Source organism: Nocardia sp. NPDC058058, from assembly GCF_042885355.1.
In the GTDB taxonomy this organism is placed as follows: domain Bacteria; phylum Actinomycetota; class Actinomycetes; order Mycobacteriales; family Mycobacteriaceae; genus Nocardia.
In genome coordinates this window covers 125,474-142,861 of the sequence record NZ_JBHVSA010000006.1, presented here as the reverse complement: position 1 = coordinate 142,861, position 17,388 = coordinate 125,474, and the positions used below count along the sequence as shown (strand labels likewise).

At 66.8% G+C, this 17,388-nt stretch carries 20 protein-coding genes; 10 read left to right on the top strand and 10 right to left on the bottom strand.

Features of this window, described 5'->3' with window-relative positions:
• Positions 1 to 48: 48 nt before the first annotated feature.
• Entirely contained in the window at positions 49 to 927 is an 879-nt protein-coding gene (locus tag ACFVUS_RS41555) for a LysR family transcriptional regulator (protein WP_387780279.1), read from the bottom strand.
• A gap of 88 nt (positions 928 to 1,015) precedes the next feature.
• Between ACFVUS_RS41555 and ACFVUS_RS41550 the strand changes: the two genes are divergently transcribed.
• Positions 1,016 to 2,041: a bile acid:sodium symporter family protein gene (locus ACFVUS_RS41550; RefSeq protein ID WP_387780276.1), complete on the top strand. Its 1,026-nt coding sequence runs from the start codon at positions 1,016 to 1,018 to the stop codon at positions 2,039 to 2,041.
• On the opposite strand, the gene ACFVUS_RS41545 is transcribed toward ACFVUS_RS41550, so the two are convergent.
• Entirely contained in the window at positions 2,004 to 2,999 is a 996-nt protein-coding gene (locus tag ACFVUS_RS41545; protein ID WP_387780273.1) for a polysaccharide deacetylase family protein, read from the bottom strand. The genes ACFVUS_RS41550 and ACFVUS_RS41545 overlap by 38 nt on opposite strands.
• Before the next feature lie 112 nt (positions 3,000 to 3,111).
• On the opposite strand from ACFVUS_RS41545, the gene ACFVUS_RS41540 reads away from it, so the two are divergent.
• The 3 genes from ACFVUS_RS41540 to ACFVUS_RS41530 all read left to right on the top strand — a co-directional run bounded on the left by ACFVUS_RS41540 (position 3,112) and on the right by ACFVUS_RS41530 (position 5,223).
• Positions 3,112 to 4,443: a putative glycoside hydrolase gene (locus ACFVUS_RS41540; protein ID WP_387780270.1), complete on the top strand. Its 1,332-nt coding sequence runs from the start codon at positions 3,112 to 3,114 to the stop codon at positions 4,441 to 4,443.
• 129 nt (positions 4,444 to 4,572) lie between these two features.
• Positions 4,573 to 4,803: a lipopolysaccharide assembly protein LapA domain-containing protein gene (locus tag ACFVUS_RS41535; protein ID WP_387780267.1), complete on the top strand. Its 231-nt coding sequence runs from the start codon at positions 4,573 to 4,575 to the stop codon at positions 4,801 to 4,803.
• A gap of 114 nt (positions 4,804 to 4,917) precedes the next feature.
• Positions 4,918 to 5,223 (top strand): hypothetical protein, encoded by a 306-nt coding sequence (locus tag ACFVUS_RS41530; protein WP_387780264.1) that lies wholly within the window; start codon positions 4,918 to 4,920, stop codon positions 5,221 to 5,223.
• Here the strand turns inward: ACFVUS_RS41530 and ACFVUS_RS41525 are convergent.
• Both ACFVUS_RS41525 and ACFVUS_RS41520 read right to left on the bottom strand, forming a co-directional pair.
• The gene (locus tag ACFVUS_RS41525; protein WP_387780261.1) at positions 5,218 to 5,862 is read right to left on the bottom strand and encodes a cysteine hydrolase family protein; all 645 of its coding nucleotides are present in this window, start codon (positions 5,860 to 5,862) and stop codon (positions 5,218 to 5,220) included. The two genes, ACFVUS_RS41530 and ACFVUS_RS41525, sit on opposite strands and share 6 nt — an antisense overlap.
• A 7-nt stretch (positions 5,863 to 5,869) precedes the next feature.
• The gene (locus ACFVUS_RS41520; protein ID WP_387780258.1) at positions 5,870 to 6,196 is read right to left on the bottom strand and encodes a hypothetical protein; all 327 of its coding nucleotides are present in this window, start codon (positions 6,194 to 6,196) and stop codon (positions 5,870 to 5,872) included.
• Positions 6,197 to 6,307: 111 nt separating this feature from the next.
• Here ACFVUS_RS41520 and ACFVUS_RS41515 point away from each other — a divergent pair, with 111 nt between their 5' ends.
• On the top strand, positions 6,308 to 6,661 hold the full coding sequence (locus ACFVUS_RS41515; protein WP_387780783.1) for a winged helix-turn-helix transcriptional regulator: 354 nt from the start codon (positions 6,308 to 6,310) through the stop codon (positions 6,659 to 6,661).
• Between the two features lie 4 nt (positions 6,662 to 6,665).
• Here ACFVUS_RS41515 and ACFVUS_RS41510 read toward each other — a convergent pair whose 3' ends face one another.
• The gene (locus ACFVUS_RS41510) at positions 6,666 to 7,565 is read right to left on the bottom strand and encodes a MarR family transcriptional regulator (protein WP_387780255.1); all 900 of its coding nucleotides are present in this window, start codon (positions 7,563 to 7,565) and stop codon (positions 6,666 to 6,668) included.
• Positions 7,566 to 7,634: 69 nt separating this feature from the next.
• Between ACFVUS_RS41510 and ACFVUS_RS41505 the strand changes: the two genes are divergently transcribed.
• Positions 7,635 to 8,438, top strand: a complete 804-nt coding sequence (locus tag ACFVUS_RS41505; protein ID WP_387780252.1) for an SDR family NAD(P)-dependent oxidoreductase — start codon at positions 7,635 to 7,637, stop codon at positions 8,436 to 8,438.
• Positions 8,439 to 8,443: 5 nt separating this feature from the next.
• Here ACFVUS_RS41505 and ACFVUS_RS41500 read toward each other — a convergent pair whose 3' ends face one another.
• From ACFVUS_RS41500 to ACFVUS_RS41480, 5 genes are all read right to left on the bottom strand, one after another.
• Entirely contained in the window at positions 8,444 to 9,445 is a 1,002-nt protein-coding gene (locus ACFVUS_RS41500; protein WP_387780249.1) for an ABC transporter permease, read from the bottom strand.
• The gene (locus ACFVUS_RS41495) at positions 9,442 to 10,968 is read right to left on the bottom strand and encodes a sugar ABC transporter ATP-binding protein (RefSeq protein WP_387780246.1); all 1,527 of its coding nucleotides are present in this window, start codon (positions 10,966 to 10,968) and stop codon (positions 9,442 to 9,444) included. Before ACFVUS_RS41495 ends, ACFVUS_RS41500 begins: the two co-directional genes overlap by 4 nt.
• An 82-nt stretch (positions 10,969 to 11,050) precedes the next feature.
• The gene (locus ACFVUS_RS41490; RefSeq protein ID WP_387780243.1) at positions 11,051 to 12,001 is read right to left on the bottom strand and encodes a sugar ABC transporter substrate-binding protein; all 951 of its coding nucleotides are present in this window, start codon (positions 11,999 to 12,001) and stop codon (positions 11,051 to 11,053) included.
• A 25-nt stretch (positions 12,002 to 12,026) separates the two neighbouring features.
• Positions 12,027 to 13,067 carry a LacI family DNA-binding transcriptional regulator gene (locus tag ACFVUS_RS41485; protein ID WP_387780240.1) on the bottom strand — a complete coding sequence of 347 codons (1,041 nt, stop codon included), beginning with the start codon at positions 13,065 to 13,067 and terminating at the stop codon, positions 12,027 to 12,029.
• A gap of 133 nt (positions 13,068 to 13,200) precedes the next feature.
• Positions 13,201 to 14,007, bottom strand: coding sequence for a DUF1460 domain-containing protein (locus ACFVUS_RS41480; RefSeq protein ID WP_387780237.1), 807 nt, complete (start codon positions 14,005 to 14,007; stop codon positions 13,201 to 13,203).
• Between the two features lie 115 nt (positions 14,008 to 14,122).
• Between ACFVUS_RS41480 and ACFVUS_RS41475 the strand changes: the two genes are divergently transcribed.
• The 4 genes from ACFVUS_RS41475 (at position 14,123) to ACFVUS_RS41460 (ending at position 17,386) form a co-directional block, all read left to right on the top strand.
• On the top strand, positions 14,123 to 14,737 hold the full coding sequence (locus tag ACFVUS_RS41475; RefSeq protein WP_387780234.1) for an NADPH-dependent F420 reductase: 615 nt from the start codon (positions 14,123 to 14,125) through the stop codon (positions 14,735 to 14,737).
• Between the two features lie 66 nt (positions 14,738 to 14,803).
• A complete protein-coding gene (locus ACFVUS_RS41470) occupies positions 14,804 to 15,547 on the top strand; it encodes a hypothetical protein (protein WP_387780231.1) in 744 nt (247 codons plus the stop codon).
• A 23-nt stretch (positions 15,548 to 15,570) separates the two neighbouring features.
• Positions 15,571 to 16,752, top strand: a complete 1,182-nt coding sequence (locus tag ACFVUS_RS41465; RefSeq protein WP_387780228.1) for a cytochrome P450 — start codon at positions 15,571 to 15,573, stop codon at positions 16,750 to 16,752.
• 178 nt (positions 16,753 to 16,930) lie between these two features.
• On the top strand, positions 16,931 to 17,386 hold the full coding sequence (locus ACFVUS_RS41460) for a hypothetical protein (protein WP_387780225.1): 456 nt from the start codon (positions 16,931 to 16,933) through the stop codon (positions 17,384 to 17,386).
• The last annotated feature ends 2 nt before the right edge of the window (positions 17,387 to 17,388 follow it).

The window sequence follows — 17,388 nt, the reverse complement described above, 5'->3', positions numbered from 1 at the left end:
TAGGTGGTGTCAGCAGTACAGACGGGGCTCGTTCGGAAAACTAATCGGTCACCAGCCGGGGCGGGCGCGATCGCCGTGTTTGAGGCGGTTGGTGTTCTCCACGATGGCCCGGGTGAGCGCCTGCTCGGGTGCGGACTGCGCGCGGCGGGAGGCCGAGATCAGTACGAATTCGATGCGCTCGGGGCGCGGTGTCGGCAGACCCGTGACGGGGTACAGATCCGGCGGCAGCAGCGCCTCGCTGTGCACCACGAAGCCGAGTCCGGCGAGCACGGCGGCGCGAAGTCCCAACTGCCCCTTGGTGGTACAGGTGATGCGGTAGTCCAGACCCGCGTGTTTCAGCGCCGCCAGCGCGGATTCGCCGGACAACCCGGGTGGCGGGTAAGCCACCACCGGGACGGGCCGGGAGAGGTCGGGAACGGCTCCGTCCGGTCCGGCCCAGATGAACCGGTCCTCGAAGATCAGTTGTCCGTGCCGCTGACCCGGCCGGCGTTTCACGAAGGCCAGATCGATGCGATCGGCGCGCAGATCGGCGTGTATCTCATCGCTGAGCCCGATGAACAGCTCCAGATCCACCTGTGGATAGGCGCGCCGGAACTCCAGCAGGATCGCCGGAAGCGCCTGGGAGACCAGGTCTTCCGAAACGCCGAAGCGGATTCGGCCGGTGAGCTGTTCACCGCCGAACAGGCGCATGGCCTCGTCCTGGGCGTCGACGATGGTGCGCGCGAACCGAACCAGGGCCGCGCCCTCGGTGGTGAGCGTGACCGAATGCGTATCGCGCGTGAAGAGTTCACGGCCCAGCGCGGCTTCGAGCTTCTTCAGATGTCCGCTGACCGTCGGCTGGCGCAGTCCGAGCTGGCGGGCGGCCTGGCTGAAACTGCGGTACTGCTCCACCGCCAGGAAACTGCGCAGCATGACCGGATCGAGCATGGGCGCTCCTGCCTATCGTGATTCGTGATAGCGAATATAGCCGATATCGCATTCTGCTATGCCTCGGCGGACCGTAGCGTCGCCATTCGTGAAGGTGCTGAGCAAGTTCCATATCGACGGGTTCATCATCGGGTTGCTGACCATGGTGTTCCTGGGCGCGGTCATACCCGTCTCGGGCGCGGCCGCCGAGGTCTTCGGCTGGATCACCAAGGCCGCCATCGCCCTGCTCTTCCTGCTGTACGGCACCCGGCTCTCGCCCGCCGAGGCGTGGGCGGGCCTCAAGCATTGGCGACTGCACCTGACCGTGCTGTCGGTGACCTTCGTGATCTTCCCGCTGCTCGGTCTCGGGATCTGGTTGCTCGGGCGCGGTGTGATACCCGCCGATCTGCGCACCGGCGTGCTGTTCCTGTGCCTGGTGCCGTCCACCGTGCAGAGTTCCATCGCCTTCACCTCCATCGCGCGCGGCAATGTCGCCGCGGCCATGGTGAGTGCCTCGGCCTCGAATGTGCTGGGGGTGCTGCTCACCCCGCTGCTGGTGGTGCTGCTCATGACCACCGGCGGTGAGGTGCGGATCGGCGCGGGCGCGATACTGGCGATCATGACGCAGTTGCTGCTGCCGTTCCTGATCGGGCAGCTACTGCGCCCGGTGATCGGCGGCTGGCTGACCCGGCATCAGCCGCTGGTCAAATATGTCGACCGCGGTTCGGTGCTGCTGGTGGTGTACACCGCGTTCAGCGCGGGCACGGTGCAGGGCATCTGGCGGGCGGTCCCGCCGATTCGCATTGCCGAGGTCGCGCTGATCTGCGCGGTGCTGCTGGCGGCGGTGCTGGTCATTTCCGGCGGGGTGGGCCGGCTGTTGAATTTCGCGCTCGCGGACCGGATCGTGATCACCTTCGCGGGCTCGAAGAAGAGTCTGGCCTCGGGGTTGCCGATGGCGGCGGTGTTGTTCGCCGGTCAGCAGACGGCGCTGATCGTGCTGCCGCTCATGATCTTTCACCAGATTCAGTTGATCGTCTGTGCCTTTCTCGCGCCGCGTTTTGCCCGACGGCATGCCGACGGTGATATCGCGGCACCGGTCAGTACGGAGCCGATTGCGGCGACCAGCGCGCGGTGAGTTCGGCGGAGAGGTTGCGGGGGAACGAGATTCGACCCGGATTGCCATCGCAGGTGTAGCGCTGTTCCGGATGTTCGGCGAGGTGGTCCAGCCAATAGCCGGAGTCGAACGGGACGGGTGCGCGGCCGGAGCGAATGCGCGGGATGGCGGTGACGTCCAGCGCGCCGAACGGAGACGGTGCGGGTTCCGCGCCGACCAGCATGACCGCGTCGAAGGAATACGGCGTGCCGTCCCAGCTGCCCGCGCTCGCCAATCCCCGATCGGATGGCGAAATGCCAAGGGGCAGTGCCATTGTCCGGATGGGCGAGTTCGGCACGGCGGCGGTGATGGCGCGCAGGTTCTCCACCAGTTCGCGCTGAACGCCGGTACTGTCCAAACGCCCCAGATTGGCGTGCGTGGCCGTGTGCGCGCCGATCTCGTAGCCGTGCGCGGCCAGCCACGGCAGGGCGCGCGGATCATTCGCGAACGGCTCGTTGTTCACGAAGAATGTTGCGGTGGAGCCGAATTCGGGATGTTTGGTGTGGAAGTCCTCGAGGATGCCGATGACGCTGTCCGGCACGGGATTGCCCTCGGCGGTGAAGGCGAGCTGGCTGACGGTGGAATCGTCGAAGGTGAGCACCACCGGATGGGTGCCCGCGGGCAGATCGATCGCGCCGGAGACGTAGCGGGACACCGTGATCGGCCGGTAGTTCTCGCGCAGCAGCCGATCCAGTTCGGCGCGGAACTTCTCCGGTGTCTGGTCGTAGTCCCCGGCGGGGGCGGGGGAGAGCTGGTGGTACATCAGAATCGGGATCATCCCGAGTTCGTTCGCGCCGACCGCGGCCGGATCGGGCGGCGGCGCGGTGGTGGCCGACGGCGGGGTGGTGGCCGGGGCCGGTGGCTTGCCGGTACTGCCGCAGGCGGCGGCGAACAGTAGCAGTGCGGTGGCGGCGACCCGCAGGGCGGTGATCTTGGCCATTGTCGAACTCTACTGTCCGGCAATCCGTCTCGGGCGAGAGTCGGAAATCCCAACCGCCCGGCTCGCCGACAGCGGATAGTTGAGGGACCTCGAGTGAGAGTTGGTGTGCGCGTTGTTGAAGCGGGTCCCGGCTACCGGGCGACGACGGCTGCTGATCGTCGGCACGGTGGTGGTGATTGTCGTGGCCGGTGTGATCATCGGTCTGCTGCGTACCGATCCCGGGCGGACCGCCGCGGCGGCCGTACCCCTCGCCCTGGAGGTGACCCAGCCCGCTCCGGTCACCTCGCTGCACGCGCCGATCACGGTGCGCGGTAAGGCGTCCGGGGCCAAGAGCATCACCGTCGCGGGCACACCGGTCAGCCCGGGCGCGGACGGCACCTTCTCGCTCACGGTGCCCGGTCCGGCCGCCGGGGCCACGGTGGTCGCCACCGACGGTGACGGCAAAACCATGACCCAGCCCATCACCACCACGGCCGAGGTGCCGCGGATTCGCGCGGTGCACGTCACCGCGTACGCCTGGGCCTACGAGCCCATGCGCGAGGATGTGCTGAATATGGCGCGCGAGGGGCGGATCGATACCGTCCAGCTCGATATCAAGGATGAGGACGGCGTCGTCGGCTACGACTCGCAGGTGCCGCTGGCCCGCGAATCCGGTGCGTCGGCGGCGATCTACGATGCCGGGTCGGCATTGAAGACCCTGCACGATATGGGTATTCGGGTGGTGGGCCGGATCGTGGCGTTCCGGGACAAGACCATGGCGGAGTGGGCGTGGCATGCCGGGCACCAGGACTGGGTGATCCAGAATCCGGGGGGCGGGCCGTATGCCAGTCACTACGGCGCGATCGCCTTCACGAACTTCGCGAGTCCCGAAATGCGCCGGTACAACATCGATCTCGCGACCGAGGCGGCCGGGCTGGGATTCGACGAGATCATGTACGACTACATTCGCCGTCCCGATGGGCCGCTGTCCAGCATGGTGTTTCCGGGGCTGGTCGATGCGCCGTCGGTATCGATCGCGGAGTTCCTGCGCGAGAGCCGTGATCCGGTGCGGGCCGCCGGAGCCTTCCAGAGCGCGGCCGTTTTCGGCATAGCCGCCACGCGCCCCGATGAGATCGCCCAGGATATTCCGCAGATGGCCCGGCATCTCGACTACGTCGCGCCCATGCTGTACCCCTCGCATTGGAATGCGGGTGAATACGATGTGGCGAGCCCGAACTCGCAGCCGTACGACATCATCTTCCGATCGCTACAGGATTTTCAGCGCCAGGTGCAGGGCACCGGGGCGAAGGTGATTCCGTGGCTGCAGGATTTCAGTCTCGGAGTGAGTTACGGCGATGCCCAGGTGCGGGCGCAGATCGATGCCGCGGCTGCGGTGGGGATTCCGAGTTTCTTCCTGTGGAACGCGTCCGTGAGCTATCACGCGGGGGCGCTCGACCCGGCGTGATCGCCCGACCGGTGTGCCCGGGTGCGTCCTCGACTCGCCTGGGCGGCTGACCTGGTTTGCCGCGCGTGCGGGGGATAGTTGACCGTATAGCTACACCGACCGGTCGGAACTATCCCGCCAGGAGTGCGCATGAGTAGCCCGGAAAAGCGGTCCTTGCTCTCCCGCATCACGCCGAACCAGTGGATCGCCCTGGTCATCACCGTGCTGGCGATCATCTTCGTGGCCGCCAACCGCAACAAGGTCAATATCGAATTCCTGCTCGTCACGGTCAGTTCACCGATGTGGCTGATCCTGCTGGTGATGTTCGTGATCGGCTGGATCGCGGGCCTGCTCACCGCCCGCTCGCGCCGCCGCCGCTGATCAACAGCTATTCGGACATAGGTGAGATTTAGCGCGAAGGCTGAATTCGGGGCCAATCGGTGCTGTACTTGAGCCGGTTTATTACGGATTGGTCTCGGGCTGCGAGGTGGCGCGATGGTTCGGAAGGTCGGAAAGTTCGGTTCGGCACGGTCGCGGCGGCGGTTGCTGCCGCTGCCCGGCGGCTATCCGCCACGGACCGCACCGTACTACCTGGTACCGATTCGCCCCGCCGAAACTCCGCGCGCGGATTACACGGAGCCGGGCGGCGAGATACTGCTGCTGGTGCTCGGGCTGCTGTGTTTCGGATCGGGTGCGGTGCTCATGGTGCACGGTGTGGTGGTGATCGCCATGGTGCTGATCGCACTCGGCGGCTTCCCCGTCTACTTCGCGAAGGTCATCCGCGCCCAGCGCCGACTATGACGTGCGTTTCATCAGATCCAGCAGGGTGGAACTATCGGTCGTGCGCGAGCCGCCGGCGAAAGCCAGTGTGGCATAGGCTCGTTCGGCCGCTTCCTGATGCCCCGCGCCACAGGCGTCGGTCACCATGACCGGCAGGTAGCCGAGATCGGTGGCGTGCCGCACGGTGGGCTCGATGCCGATCTCCAGCGCTATGCCCGCGATGGCGAACGAATCGATTCCCAAGTCCCGCAAGACGATATCGAGCGGGGTGCCGACGAACGCCGACATGGCGATCTTGTCGAAGACCACCTCGTTCTCGCCGGGCTGCAACTCGGGCACCAACTGATACTGGGCCGAACCCTGCGGGAACGCCGCCCGCACCTCGTTGGGATCGTCCCGGTGCTGCCACTCCATCGCGGTCCGCAATTGCGAAACGCCCGCGGCCGCCACCGGCATCGACATGTGGCGGGTGTAGAAGACTCGAAACCCCTTCTCCCGGGCCATATCCCGCAGTCGCACACAGGCCTCGACGATTCGCACACCGTCGGGTATCTGCCGCACGATCCCCACCTGCATGTCGTAGATGATCACCGCCATCCGTCCCGGATCGACCACATCCGCGACTTCGAGCGGAATGCTCAACCCGTACGCGTACCGCACGCCGCCCTCACTTGGTCCGGTCGTAGGGCTCACCGACGTCGACCGAGCTGTTCATCAGCGCCTCCAATGGCAATGGTGCGGTGACCGGCACATACGTCCACTCCAGCAACCCCTTCTTGGTCAACGGGAAATCCTCGATATACCGCTTCGCTTCTTCCACACTATCCACCTCGAACACGATCACCACCCCTGGTTCGTCGGCCCGCGCGTAGTTCTCCCGCACGATCCCCGCCTTCCACAGCCGCCACACATTGGCCACTTCTTCGGGTAGGAAGGGAGTGATGGTCTCCAACGTGACCCCCGGCTTGAAACGATCAAACGTAATGACCTTCATGAGCTTTCGACTCCGTATCAGCTGTATCGACGCTTGCGTACGAAGTCCATCGAAGCCCGCTGATTACAGTCTTACAAGAACGCACTTTCCGGTAAGCACCCCGAGGTGACCATGCCCGCCAAGCGCTATTACTGCCCCGTCGAGGTAACCGTCGATCTCATCGGCGGCAAATGGAAACCGGTAATCCTGGCCCACCTGAAGGAGGGCGCGCACCGCTACGGCGAACTCCGTCGCCGCATGCCCGGCACCAGCGAGAAGATGCTCATCCAACAACTCCGCGAACTCGAATCCACCGGCCTGGTCCGCCGCACCGCCACCGAAACCGTCCCACCCCAGGTCGAATACGACCTCACCGAAGAGGGCTGGACCCTGGTCCCGGTCCTGACCGCCCTCTACGAATGGGGCGAAAAGCGCAGCGCCAGAGCGGGACTCACCGTGGAGAGCATCGCCCCACGGGCGAGCTGAACGGTCAGATCAGATGGCTGCCCGGTCGCGGGTCGGCCGCTGCGGATTTGGCCGAATCGGGGGAGTCCGGGTCGATGGTGATCGTGTGGTGGTCGTCGACGCCGCGGGTGAGGGTGATGGTCAGGGTGTCGGCTGATGACAGTGCGGTGTGCAGGGTGGTGATCGCGCGCAGGTTTCGGGCGTTGACTTGGGTCAGGACGTCGCCCGTCTTGATTCCGGCCTTGTCGGCGGGGGAGTCGGGGGTGACTTCGCGGACCAGTAGGCCGGTGACAGGGGGGAGGCCGACGGCTTGGCGCATGGTGACGGACAGGTGGGCGGGGGCCAAAGTCATTCCCAGGCTGGGGGATTCGGCATCGGGTGCCGAGCCCTCGAATGAGACGAGTAGGCGGTGCAGGAGCGCGCGCAGCGTGGCGCGCTCCTCGGGGCCCAGGGCGGACAGCATGCGGTCTTCGAGGTCCAGGTGGGCCGGGGTTACCCGGTCGAGGCGGTCGCGGCCCGAATCGGTCAGGGCGACAAGGGAATTGCGGCGGTCGCCGGGGTCGGGGGTGCGGGTTACCAGGCCCTGGTCGACGAGGCGGTCCACTCGGACGCTGATCGTTCCGGAGGTCAGGCCGAGCTCGCGCATGAGGTAGCGCTGGGAGACGCCGCCGGCGTGCTCGTGCAGGCGCAGGGTGGCCAGGGCGATGTAGTCGGGGCCGTTGAGGCCGAATTCGGTGAAACCGGCTTCGATCTCGGCGTCCAGGTAGCGGCGCACCTTGCCGAGTCGCTGCACGATCCCGACCGGCGCGAAGTCCAGGTCCGGTTGTACGCGCGCCCAGCCCGCCAGCAATCGGTCCACCGAATCCGGCGGTCCAGCCTGCGGTGGCTCGGCCGGGTGCGATCCATTTCCGGTTGACGAAGGCATTCGCTCACCCTACGCTTCGGGACAATAGCTTGGACTCAAGCTATTGTCTCAAGCTAAAAGGAATTACGCATGGACCTGCTACTTCACGATAAGCGTGCCCTTGTCACCGGAAGTTCGAACGGCATCGGGCGGGCCATCGCCCTCGCCTTGGCCGTCGAAGGGGCGGCGGTCGTCGTGCACGGGCGCGACCCCGAGCGCACCCGGGCGACCGCTGACGCGATCACCGCGGCGGGCGGCGAATCGGCGGTGGCGCTGGGGGATCTGTCCTCGGACGCGGCGGCCCGCGAGGTGGCCGATACCGCCACGGCGGCTTTCGGCGGCATCGACATTCTCGTCAACAATGCGGGCGGGCTCGGCACGGACGGGTGGACGGCCGCCACCCCGGCCGACTGGCTCAGCCTCTACGACACCAATGTCGCCGCCGCGGTCCGCCTCATCCAGGCGCTCACCCCGGCCATGCGGAAAGCCGAGTGGGGCAGAGTCATTCAGATCGGGAGCGCGGCGAACCCCAATCCGCTACCGCCGCGCGCGGCCTACAGCGCCGCCAAGGCCGCCCTGGCCAACCTCACGGTCAGCCTCTCGAAAGAACTGTCCGCCACGGGAATCACGGTCAATACGGTCAGTCCCGGCCCGGTGCACCTGCCCGCCTTCGACGCCTTCGCCCGGGAGTTCGCCCGCGCCCACGACCTGCCCGACGATGTCCCGGCCGCCACCCGCGTCCTGTTGAACGGTCCCCTGGCCAACCCGTCGGACCGCCTCACCGAGCCCGGCGAAATCGCCGCTCTCGTCGCCTTTCTCGCCAGCCCGCTCGCCGCCTCGGTCAACGGCGCGAACCTGCGAATGGACGGCGGGATGGTTCCCACCGTCAACTGAGAGGGTCAGGACGCGCCGGAAAGGTGGGTCATGAGGCGTTTGCGGTAGGCGTCGAGAATGACCGCGATGATGATCACCGCACCGGTGACCATGATGCGCTGGAAGTCCGAAACACCCATCAGGAGCAGGCCGTTGGTGAGCACGCCCAGCAGGCAGGCACCGAGGAGCGTGCCGATCACCGAGCCGCGGCCGCCGGACAGGCTGGCTCCGCCGATCACCACGGCGGCGATGGCATTGAGTTCGTAGCCCTGGCCGAGGATGGGGCTGGCCACGCCGAGACGGGCCATGTAGATGATCGCGGCGATACCCACGCACAGTCCGCCGATGACGAAGCAGATGATTTTGATCAGGTTGGTGCGGTGGCCCGAGAGCCGCACCGCCTCTTCGTTATTGCCGGTGGCGTAGACGAGGCGGCCGAAGACGGTGCGGGACAGGATGAACCAGGCCGCGGCGACGATCAGCAGCGCCACCGCGAAGACCGCGGGGATGCCCGCGATGGTGCGGGTGCCGAAGGCGGTGAGTGCCTTGGGGAGGCTGTAGATGGTGCGGGCATCGGTGTATTGCTCGGCCGCGCCCCGGGCGAAGTACAGCATGCCGAGGGTGACGATGAAGGACGGTACCCGCCAGCGTTCGGTGACGAAACCACTGATCAGACCGCATAGCGCGCCGATGAGCAGGCTCAGGGCGATGGCCGCGGGAATGGCGGAGGCGCCGCTGTTCTCCATCGCCTTGCCCGCCACCACCGCGCACAGCGCGATGACCGATCCCACCGAGAGATCGATACCGCCGACCAGGATCACGAAGGTCATGCCCACGGCCAGAATGGTGTTCAGCGTGATCTGGGTCATGATGTCGCGAATATTGCCGGTGGTGGCGAAATGCGGTGCGGCGGCGAGGAAGAACACGGCCAGTGCCACCAGGGCGACGCCGATTCCGGCTTCGCCGAGCACCTGGGTCAGGATGCGGTTGGTGCGGGTGTCGGCCCGTGCCGTGCTCAGGGAAGTCATGCTGCACCACCGTTTTTCAAATAGCCCGAATAGGCGAGGTTGAGGATGTGTTCGGGATCGAAGTCGGGGCGGGCGATTTCGCCGGTGATCCGGCCCGCCGAGAAGACCAGGATGCGATCGCAGACGCCGATCAGTTCGGACAGGTCGGAGGAGACCATCAGCACCCCTTTGCCGGCGTCGGCGAGATTCAGTAGCAGCTGGTGGATTTCGTAGCGCGCGCCGACATCGATGCCCCGGGTCGGCTCGTCGACGATCAGCAGATCGGTGTCGGCGGCCAGCCAGCGGCCCAGCACCACCTTCTGCTGATTACCGCCGGACAGGGCGCGCACGGTCTGCTCGATACCGCTCGATTTGATTCGGAGCGTGTCCGAAAGCGCACGCGCCGAGGCATTTTCGGCCCCGCGCCGAAGCAGCCCCAGGCCGCTGACCTTGTCCAGACTCGCCAGGCTCAGATTCGCGGCGATGGACAGATCCAGCACCAGACCCTGCGCCTTGCGATCCTCGGTGAGCAGACTGATACCGCGCCGCACCGCCGCGCGCGGATTCCGAATCCGAGCGGCGTTGTCGCGCACCGTGATCGCGCCCCCGGCGGCCCGATCCGCGCCGAAGATCGCGCGCATCGCCTCGGTGCGCCCGGAGCCGACCAGCCCGGCCACCCCCACCACCTCACCGGTGCGCACCGTGAACGAGATCGGCGGCGTACGCGGGGTCACCGTCAATTCCCGAACCCGCAGTAGCTCCGCACCGAGACTCCTAGCGGTGACCGGGGGATACTCGGCCGACAGCTCGCGCCCGACCATCATGCGCACCAGCCCGGGAATATCCAGCCCGGCGATCTCGCGCGCCGCGACCCCGGTGCCATTGCGCAGCACCGTGACTCGATCCCCGATCTCGAAGATCTCATCGAGATGATGCGAGATGAAGATGATCGCCACGCCTTCCTCCCGCAGCCGCCGCATCACCTTGAACAGCGTGGCGGTCTCGCGCGGGGTGAGCGTCGCGGTGGGCTCGTCCATGATCAGCAGGCGGCATTCGGTGGACAGCGCCTTGGCGATCTCCACCAATTGCATCTGCGCGATGCCGAGCCGACCGACGGGGGTGTCCGGCGCTACCTCCAGACCCACCTGCTCCAGCAAAACTGCTGCTCGCCTGCGCATTTCGCGCCGATCGACAATGCCGAACCGGCGCGGCATCCGCTGCAGGAACAGATTCTCCGCGACGGTCAGCGCGGGCAGCAACGCCAATTCCTGGTGCACCACCTGGATTCCGGCGTGCAGCGCCGCCGCCGCCGATCCGGGCCGATGCTCCGCACCACCGAGCAGCATGCGCCCGGAGTCCGGTTGTTCCAGCCCCGCAAGGCATTTCACCAGCGTCGACTTCCCCGCGCCGTTCTCGCCGATCAGCACGTGGATCTCCCCGGCCGTCACGCTCAGATCGACGCCGTCCAGCGCCGTGACGCCCGGATATCGTTTGGTCAGGCCGGTGACCTCGAGTAAGGCGCCGCCCGTTGATTCGGGGTTCATACCGTTTCCACTACTCTCGCCGATGGACCGGGGTGGAGTCGCTTGGACCGACTCCACCCCGGCCGTGTCCGCACCGGGCCCCTCACGCCCCGGCGGTGACCACGTTCATGCGGGTCTTCTGCCAGCCGGTGACGGCCTGCCCATTGATCAATTGCATGGCGACGTCGATACCGTCGCCCGCCTGTTCGGAGCCGTACTGGTCGAGTGTGGCCAGCATGGGCCCGTTCTTCAGGAACGGCGTGACCGCCGGAATATTGTCGATGGACACGACTTTCACATTCGCGGAGCGTTCCTGGATCACCTTGATCACGCCCAGCGCCATGGAATCGTTGGAGGCGAGCACGCCCTGGATATCCGGATGCGCGGTGAGCATATTGCCGAACACCGTGTACGCCTCATCGGTTTCCCAATGCGCGGTCTTGGAATCGAGCAGTGTCAGCTTGGCCTCGGCGACGGTGTCGTTGAAGCCGTTCTTGCGCTGTAGCGCGTTATCCGCGCCCGGATTGCCCTCCAGGATAACGACTTTCCCGCCCGGCACGGCCTTGGCCAGTACATCGCCGACCTGTTTGGCCCCGGCCCGGTTATCGGGTCCGACCAGCGGGATATCCACCCCGGCGGCCTTCAGCGCGTCCGGGTCCAGTGCCACATCGATATTGACGACCTTGATCCCGGCCTTGCTGGCCTTGACCACCGATTGCACCAGCGCCTTGGAATCGGCCGGTGCGATCACGATCGCCCGCACCTGCTGGGTGATGCATTTGTCGACCAGTGCGATCTGCCCGTCCACGTCGGTCTCGTTCTGAATGCCGGCGGCCTGGAGATCGAGCGTGCCGAGTTTGTCGACATGCTCCTTCGCGCCCTTCTGCATCTGCTGGAAATACTCGTTGGCCAGCGATTTCATAATCAGGCAGACCTTGGGCTTACCGCCGGAGTCCGCCGGTCCCGATGCGGTCTGTTCGGTGCCGCAGCCGCTCAATACCAGTGCGGCCGCGGCCGTCACGGCGGCGAGTACCGTCCCTGTGCTTCTTTGCATTTCGGATTTACCTCTCTTTGTGGAGCTAGCGCCCGGCGCTGATCGCGGAATCACCGCCGAGCGGGTCCGGGCAGCCGCAGGAGCCGCGCGCGACCAGCGTGGTGGCGTGACTGATCCGGCTGGGCGCCAATCCCGGATCGGCGATCTTGGCGAGCAGCCATTCGACCGCCGCCCGCCCGAGTTGTTCGAACGGCTGCCGCATGGTGGTCAGCGCCGGAACCGTGTACGCGCTGCCCTCGATACCGTCGAAGGCGCACAGCGCCAGGTCCCGCGGCACCCGCAACCCCAATTCGGCCGCGGCGCGCAGCACGCCGAGCGCCTGCTCGTCACTGGCCACGAACAGCGCCTCTGGCCGATCCGGCCGGGCGAGCAGCGCCCGGCCCGCGCGATAGCCCTCGGCCCGGCCGAATGCGGTGTGCACCAGCAGTTCATCGGCGGGCCGCTGTCCGGCGTCGGCGAGCGCGCGTCGCCAGCCCGCGACCCGATCGACGGTCGGATGGATACCGGGCACCCCCGCGATACATCCGATCCGGGAAAGCCCGTGCCCCAGTAGGTGTTCGGTCGCCGCGTACGCGCCGCCCGCATTGTCGACCAGCACATGCGCCGCCCCGGGCAGTTCCAGTTCCCGATCCAGCACCAGCCGCGGCACGGCGGTTCCGGCGAGTTCGGTGACCCAGCTGCCGATTCCGTGCGCGGGCGCGACGATCAGCCCGTCCACCTGCCGGTCGATGAATATCCGAATGTAGGCGGCCTCGCGCTCATCGCGTTCCATGGCATTGCCGAGCAGCAGCGTGTATCCGGCCTCGAACGCGACATCCTCGATGGCCCTGGCCAATTCGGCGAAGAAGGGATTCGAGTTGTCCGGCACCACCAGCCCGAGGGTCATGGTGCGGGAGGTCTTGAGCGAGCGGGCGACCGCGTTGGGCCGATAGCCGAGTTCCTTGACCGCGGCCAGGATGCGCTCCCGCGTGGCCGGGGCGACCCCGCGCGGGCCGTCGTTCAGGACGTAACTGACCATGGCTTCCGACGTTCCCGCCAGTCGCGCCACATCCCGTCGCGTGACCATATGACCTCAATCAACTCGTGTTGATTGAGGAGTATGCAGCGAATCGGACGCCGCCGGAGCCGATTCGGGAAAACGTGTCAGCTGCGGTTCGCGTGCCTGTCGGAGGCGGTGGAATCGCTGGTGGAACGGCCGATCAGTTGGGCCGCAGCACGACCAGACCGGGTGTGGTGCCCAGGTATTCGCGCAGCGGAGTGTCGACCACCTGATACGCGGCGAGCGAGGTGGCGTTGCGGAAGACCGGCCCGTTGGGCGTGGACACGAAGATGCCGACGTGTGTCACGTCCAGGCCCGGCAGATCGGCGTAGGCCGCCAGATAGTCGCCGGTGCGCAGCTGTGAGATCACCGAATCGGTGACGGCCGCGGCCGGGATGTAGGTGATGGTGCGATCAACCGTGGGCAGCCCGGGCAGATAGACGCTGCCGTCGGATTTCAGATTGAGGTGCTTGGCCACGGCGACGGCCGCGGGCGTGAGCCCGGCGGTGATATCCGTGGCCGCCGTGCGCGGGGTGTTGGCCCAGTCGGTGAAGAAGTGCTTGCGATTGAGGAAGGCGACCTGGCCGTTGGTGTAGCGCGTCTCGGCGAGATTGGTGAGGAAGTCGGCGCGATTGCTCGAGCGGGTGAGGGCTTCGACGTAGTCCAGGAAGGTGAAGCAGTCCACCCGGCGCAGATCGACGATCAGTTCCTCGGGTTGGGTGGCCGAGCCGACCAGCATGTTCGCCCCGTACGGGGTGCCGAGCAAGCGCGCGGACAGCTGGTTGATCAGCTCACCCTTGGTGGCCCCCGAGGCGGAATTGCGCAGCGCCAGCAGTTCGTCGAGTTTGGTCGCGGTGGCGTCGTCGATGGCCGGGGCGGCGGGTGTGGCCGAGGCGATGGGACTCAGCAGTCCGGCGCCGCCAACGAGCACGAGCAGGACGAACAGTATGCGGGTGAGGGTGCGCACGTCGCCTCCACGAAACAGCCGATCGATGAACAGATTCGCCCCCTACCGTAGCCCGGACCGGACCGGTCAGGAATCGAGAAGCGCCCGAACCCGCCTCCGACCTAGCGTTATTGCCATGTGCAGCATCTATTTACAGGGCCCGGGCCTGCGGGCCGATGGCGTGCGGCGGGCGAGTGTCGCGGTCATCGGAACGGGGCGGGTGGGCCGCGCGGTGGGCTACGCGCTGGCATCGGCCGGGCATTGCGTCGGCTACGGCTCCCGCACTCCGGGGCGGGACAGTTTCAGCGTTGCCGATGCCGTGGCGGGCGGTGCGGCGGTGCTGGTGGCGATTCCACCGCACGCGGTCGCCGATTTCGCCCGCGAACACGCGACCGCGCTCGCGGGCAAACTGGTGCTCGACGCCACCAATGACGTTCCGGGCACACCCGCCAATGCCGCCGCGACCTTCGCCGAATTCGCGCCGGACTGCCGCTACGCCCGTGCCTTCAACAGCCTCGGTGCGGAGATCTTCCAGCAGCCGATCATCGACGGTGCTCCCGCCGACATGTTCTTCTCCTGTGCCGAATCGGATCGCGGGGAGGTCGAGACGCTGATCAGCGCGGTCGGCCTGCGCCCGGTCTACGTCGGTGAGAACCACGAGGTGGTGGACGGTGTCATGCGACTGTGGCTCACCCTCGCCATGTCCCGAAACCTCGGCCGCGATTTGGCATTCCGTATGGTGACCCGCTGACCTGCGGTTGATCGGCGACGGTTCGGCTCGGCGTGCACTCCCAGCCAGTCCGGACATAATGCGGCAATGGGTATTTTCAGGCCGACCTGCCCGGTGGGGGAGCTGGAACGGCTCTGGGTCGAGGAAATGCTGAGCTGGTGCGCGGTGCAATTCGGCCCGCGCACCCTGCGCACGCCCGTGATACTGCCGACCTCGGAATGGTTTCCGGACCCGTACTCCGGGACCGAACCCCAGGTGCGCGGCCTGGTGGACAGCGTCGGCGACTATATGGGCGTCGCCGGGGATCGCCTTGTGGTGGAGGTCAATTCGGGCCGCGACCCGCTGCCCGAGGGCATGGGTTTCCTGGAGGGCACCGCGAACGGCGAGGCGGGCCACTACCGGGTGGAGCACGGGCGCGCGGTGGTCTCACTCGATATGGGGCGACTGCGTTCCCAGCTCACCCTGGTGGCGGCGATCGCGCATGAACTCGCCCACGAACGACTATTGGGCGAGCGGCGCATCGACCGCGACCGGCGCGACGGGGAACAGCTCACCGATCTGGTGACGGTCTACCTCGGGCTGGGCGTCTTCAATGCCAATGCGGCTCTGCAATTCTCGCAGAATCAGCGGGGCTGGCGATCGCAGCGACTCGGGTATCTGTCGCAGCCCATGTTCGGATACGCGCTGGCCTGCTGGACGCTGATGCGCGGTGATCCGAAACCCGCGTGGGCCCGGCACCTGGACACCAATCCGCGCGTGTACATGAAACAGGGGCTCAAATATCTGCGCGCCAATCCCGAGGCGCTGTCCGATTGGCGCGAGACCCATTGAGCCGCTTGGGCGATGATGGTGCGGTGCAGAATATCTTCGATGCGGAATTCGCGCGCGAGCCCTGGCCGGTGCTGCGTTCGCTGCGGGACGACGGGGGCGTGCACCGGGTGGCGACGCCGGACGGTCCGCCCGCCTGGCTGATCACCCGCTACGCCGATGTTCGCGCGGGACTGCTCGACGACCGGCTGTCGACGAACATGCGGTACAGCCGCGGCGACGACTATCGGGGCTTCGCGGTGCCGGACGCGCTGGCCGTCTTCCAGACCGGTGAGCCCGCGGAGCTGGCGCGCCTGCGCAGTCTGGTCGTCGGCGAATTGCGCTTGGCCGGAGACTGGTCCGAGCGGGCTGCGGAACTGGTCGGCAAATGTGTGGCGGAGCTGGACGGGACCGCCGAATTCGACTTCGTGCGGCGGGTGGCGCTGCCATTGCCCGCCGTGATTCTCGGTGAACTACTGGGATTGCCCGAGTCCGAACGGGATTCGCTCGCGGCCTGGGCCGATGCCACCATGGCCCCGGATGCGCGTCCGCGCGCCCGGGACACCCTGGGTGCGATGCAGCGGATCATCTCCGCTGTCATCACGCGCGGCCGTGACGGTGCCGACGACACCATGCTCGGCCGCCTGGTGCGCTCCGGAATCGGCGGTGCGGCAGGTGATTCCGGTGAACTGCCCGGACTGCTGTTCTACCTGCTGTTCGTCTGGTACGAGGTGCTGATGGATGTGCTCGCCGGTGCGGTGCTGACCCTGTCCACCCGGCCCGAACAGCTCTCGGCATTGTTGTCGGCCCCGGATCGCGCGGTCGCGGTGGACGAGCTGCTGCGCTACCTGTCCCCGCAGGTGCTCGCCAGTCCCCGTTTCGCGACAACCGATCTGGTGATCGCGGGACAGCCGATCCCGGCGGGCGAGACGGTGCTGCTCTGCCTGGCCTCGGCGAATCACGATCCCGAACGATTCACCGGCGCAGTGGAATCGAGCGGTGCGGTAGCCCTGGACATGCGGCGCGCTCCCAATCCGCATGTGGCGCTGGGATATGGCGCGCACGCGTGTGTCGGCACGGCGTTGCTGCGGCCGGTGCTGGCCTCGATCCTGGGTGAGTTGTATCTGCACCTGCCGACGCTCGGAGCGGCCGATGCGGAACGGAATGTGCCGTGGCGCAGCGGATTCCGGCATCGCGGACCACTGACACTGCCGGTGCGGATCCGATGAGGGCGAACCCGATGAATGGGGCGAACGACTCTGGTCGCCCCATTCCGACTTCGCGTGCGAACCACGCGGTAGTCGATGCCCTCCCCTTCGGGGGCAGCGGCTCGTGTGCGATCACGAAGTAGGGATGAGTATATGATCAGGGTCACCGCGACTGTCAACTGCAGGAGACAAGATCAGAATGGTTGCCGCGCAACAGCATCCGTTCACCCGCGCGCTCAATGCGCTGATCGCCGGTATGCATCCGCCTGTGACCGGCCAGGGACGTGACGGCGAGATCACCCATCGGGCGCTGGCGGAGAATATCCAGCACACCACCGGCGTCGGCCTGTCGGCGAACTATCTGTGGAAGCTGCGCACCGGTCAGACGGTCAATCCGTCCTTCGAAACCCTCGAGGCGCTGCGCGGCTATTTCGGCCTGGACAGTCTCGATCCGCTGACCAATCCCGAACTGGCCGTCGCGCGCGCCCGGGAACTGGCATTGATCAACGCGCTCAAGGGAACCGCCGATTCGGCGGCCCTGGAACTGGTGCTGCGCGACGGGCTGGCGCACGGTACCGTCCGAGCCGAGACGGTCGCGGCCATGCTCGATGTACTGCGGCGCATCGAGGCCGAAAACTATGGGGAAGACTTGTGAGC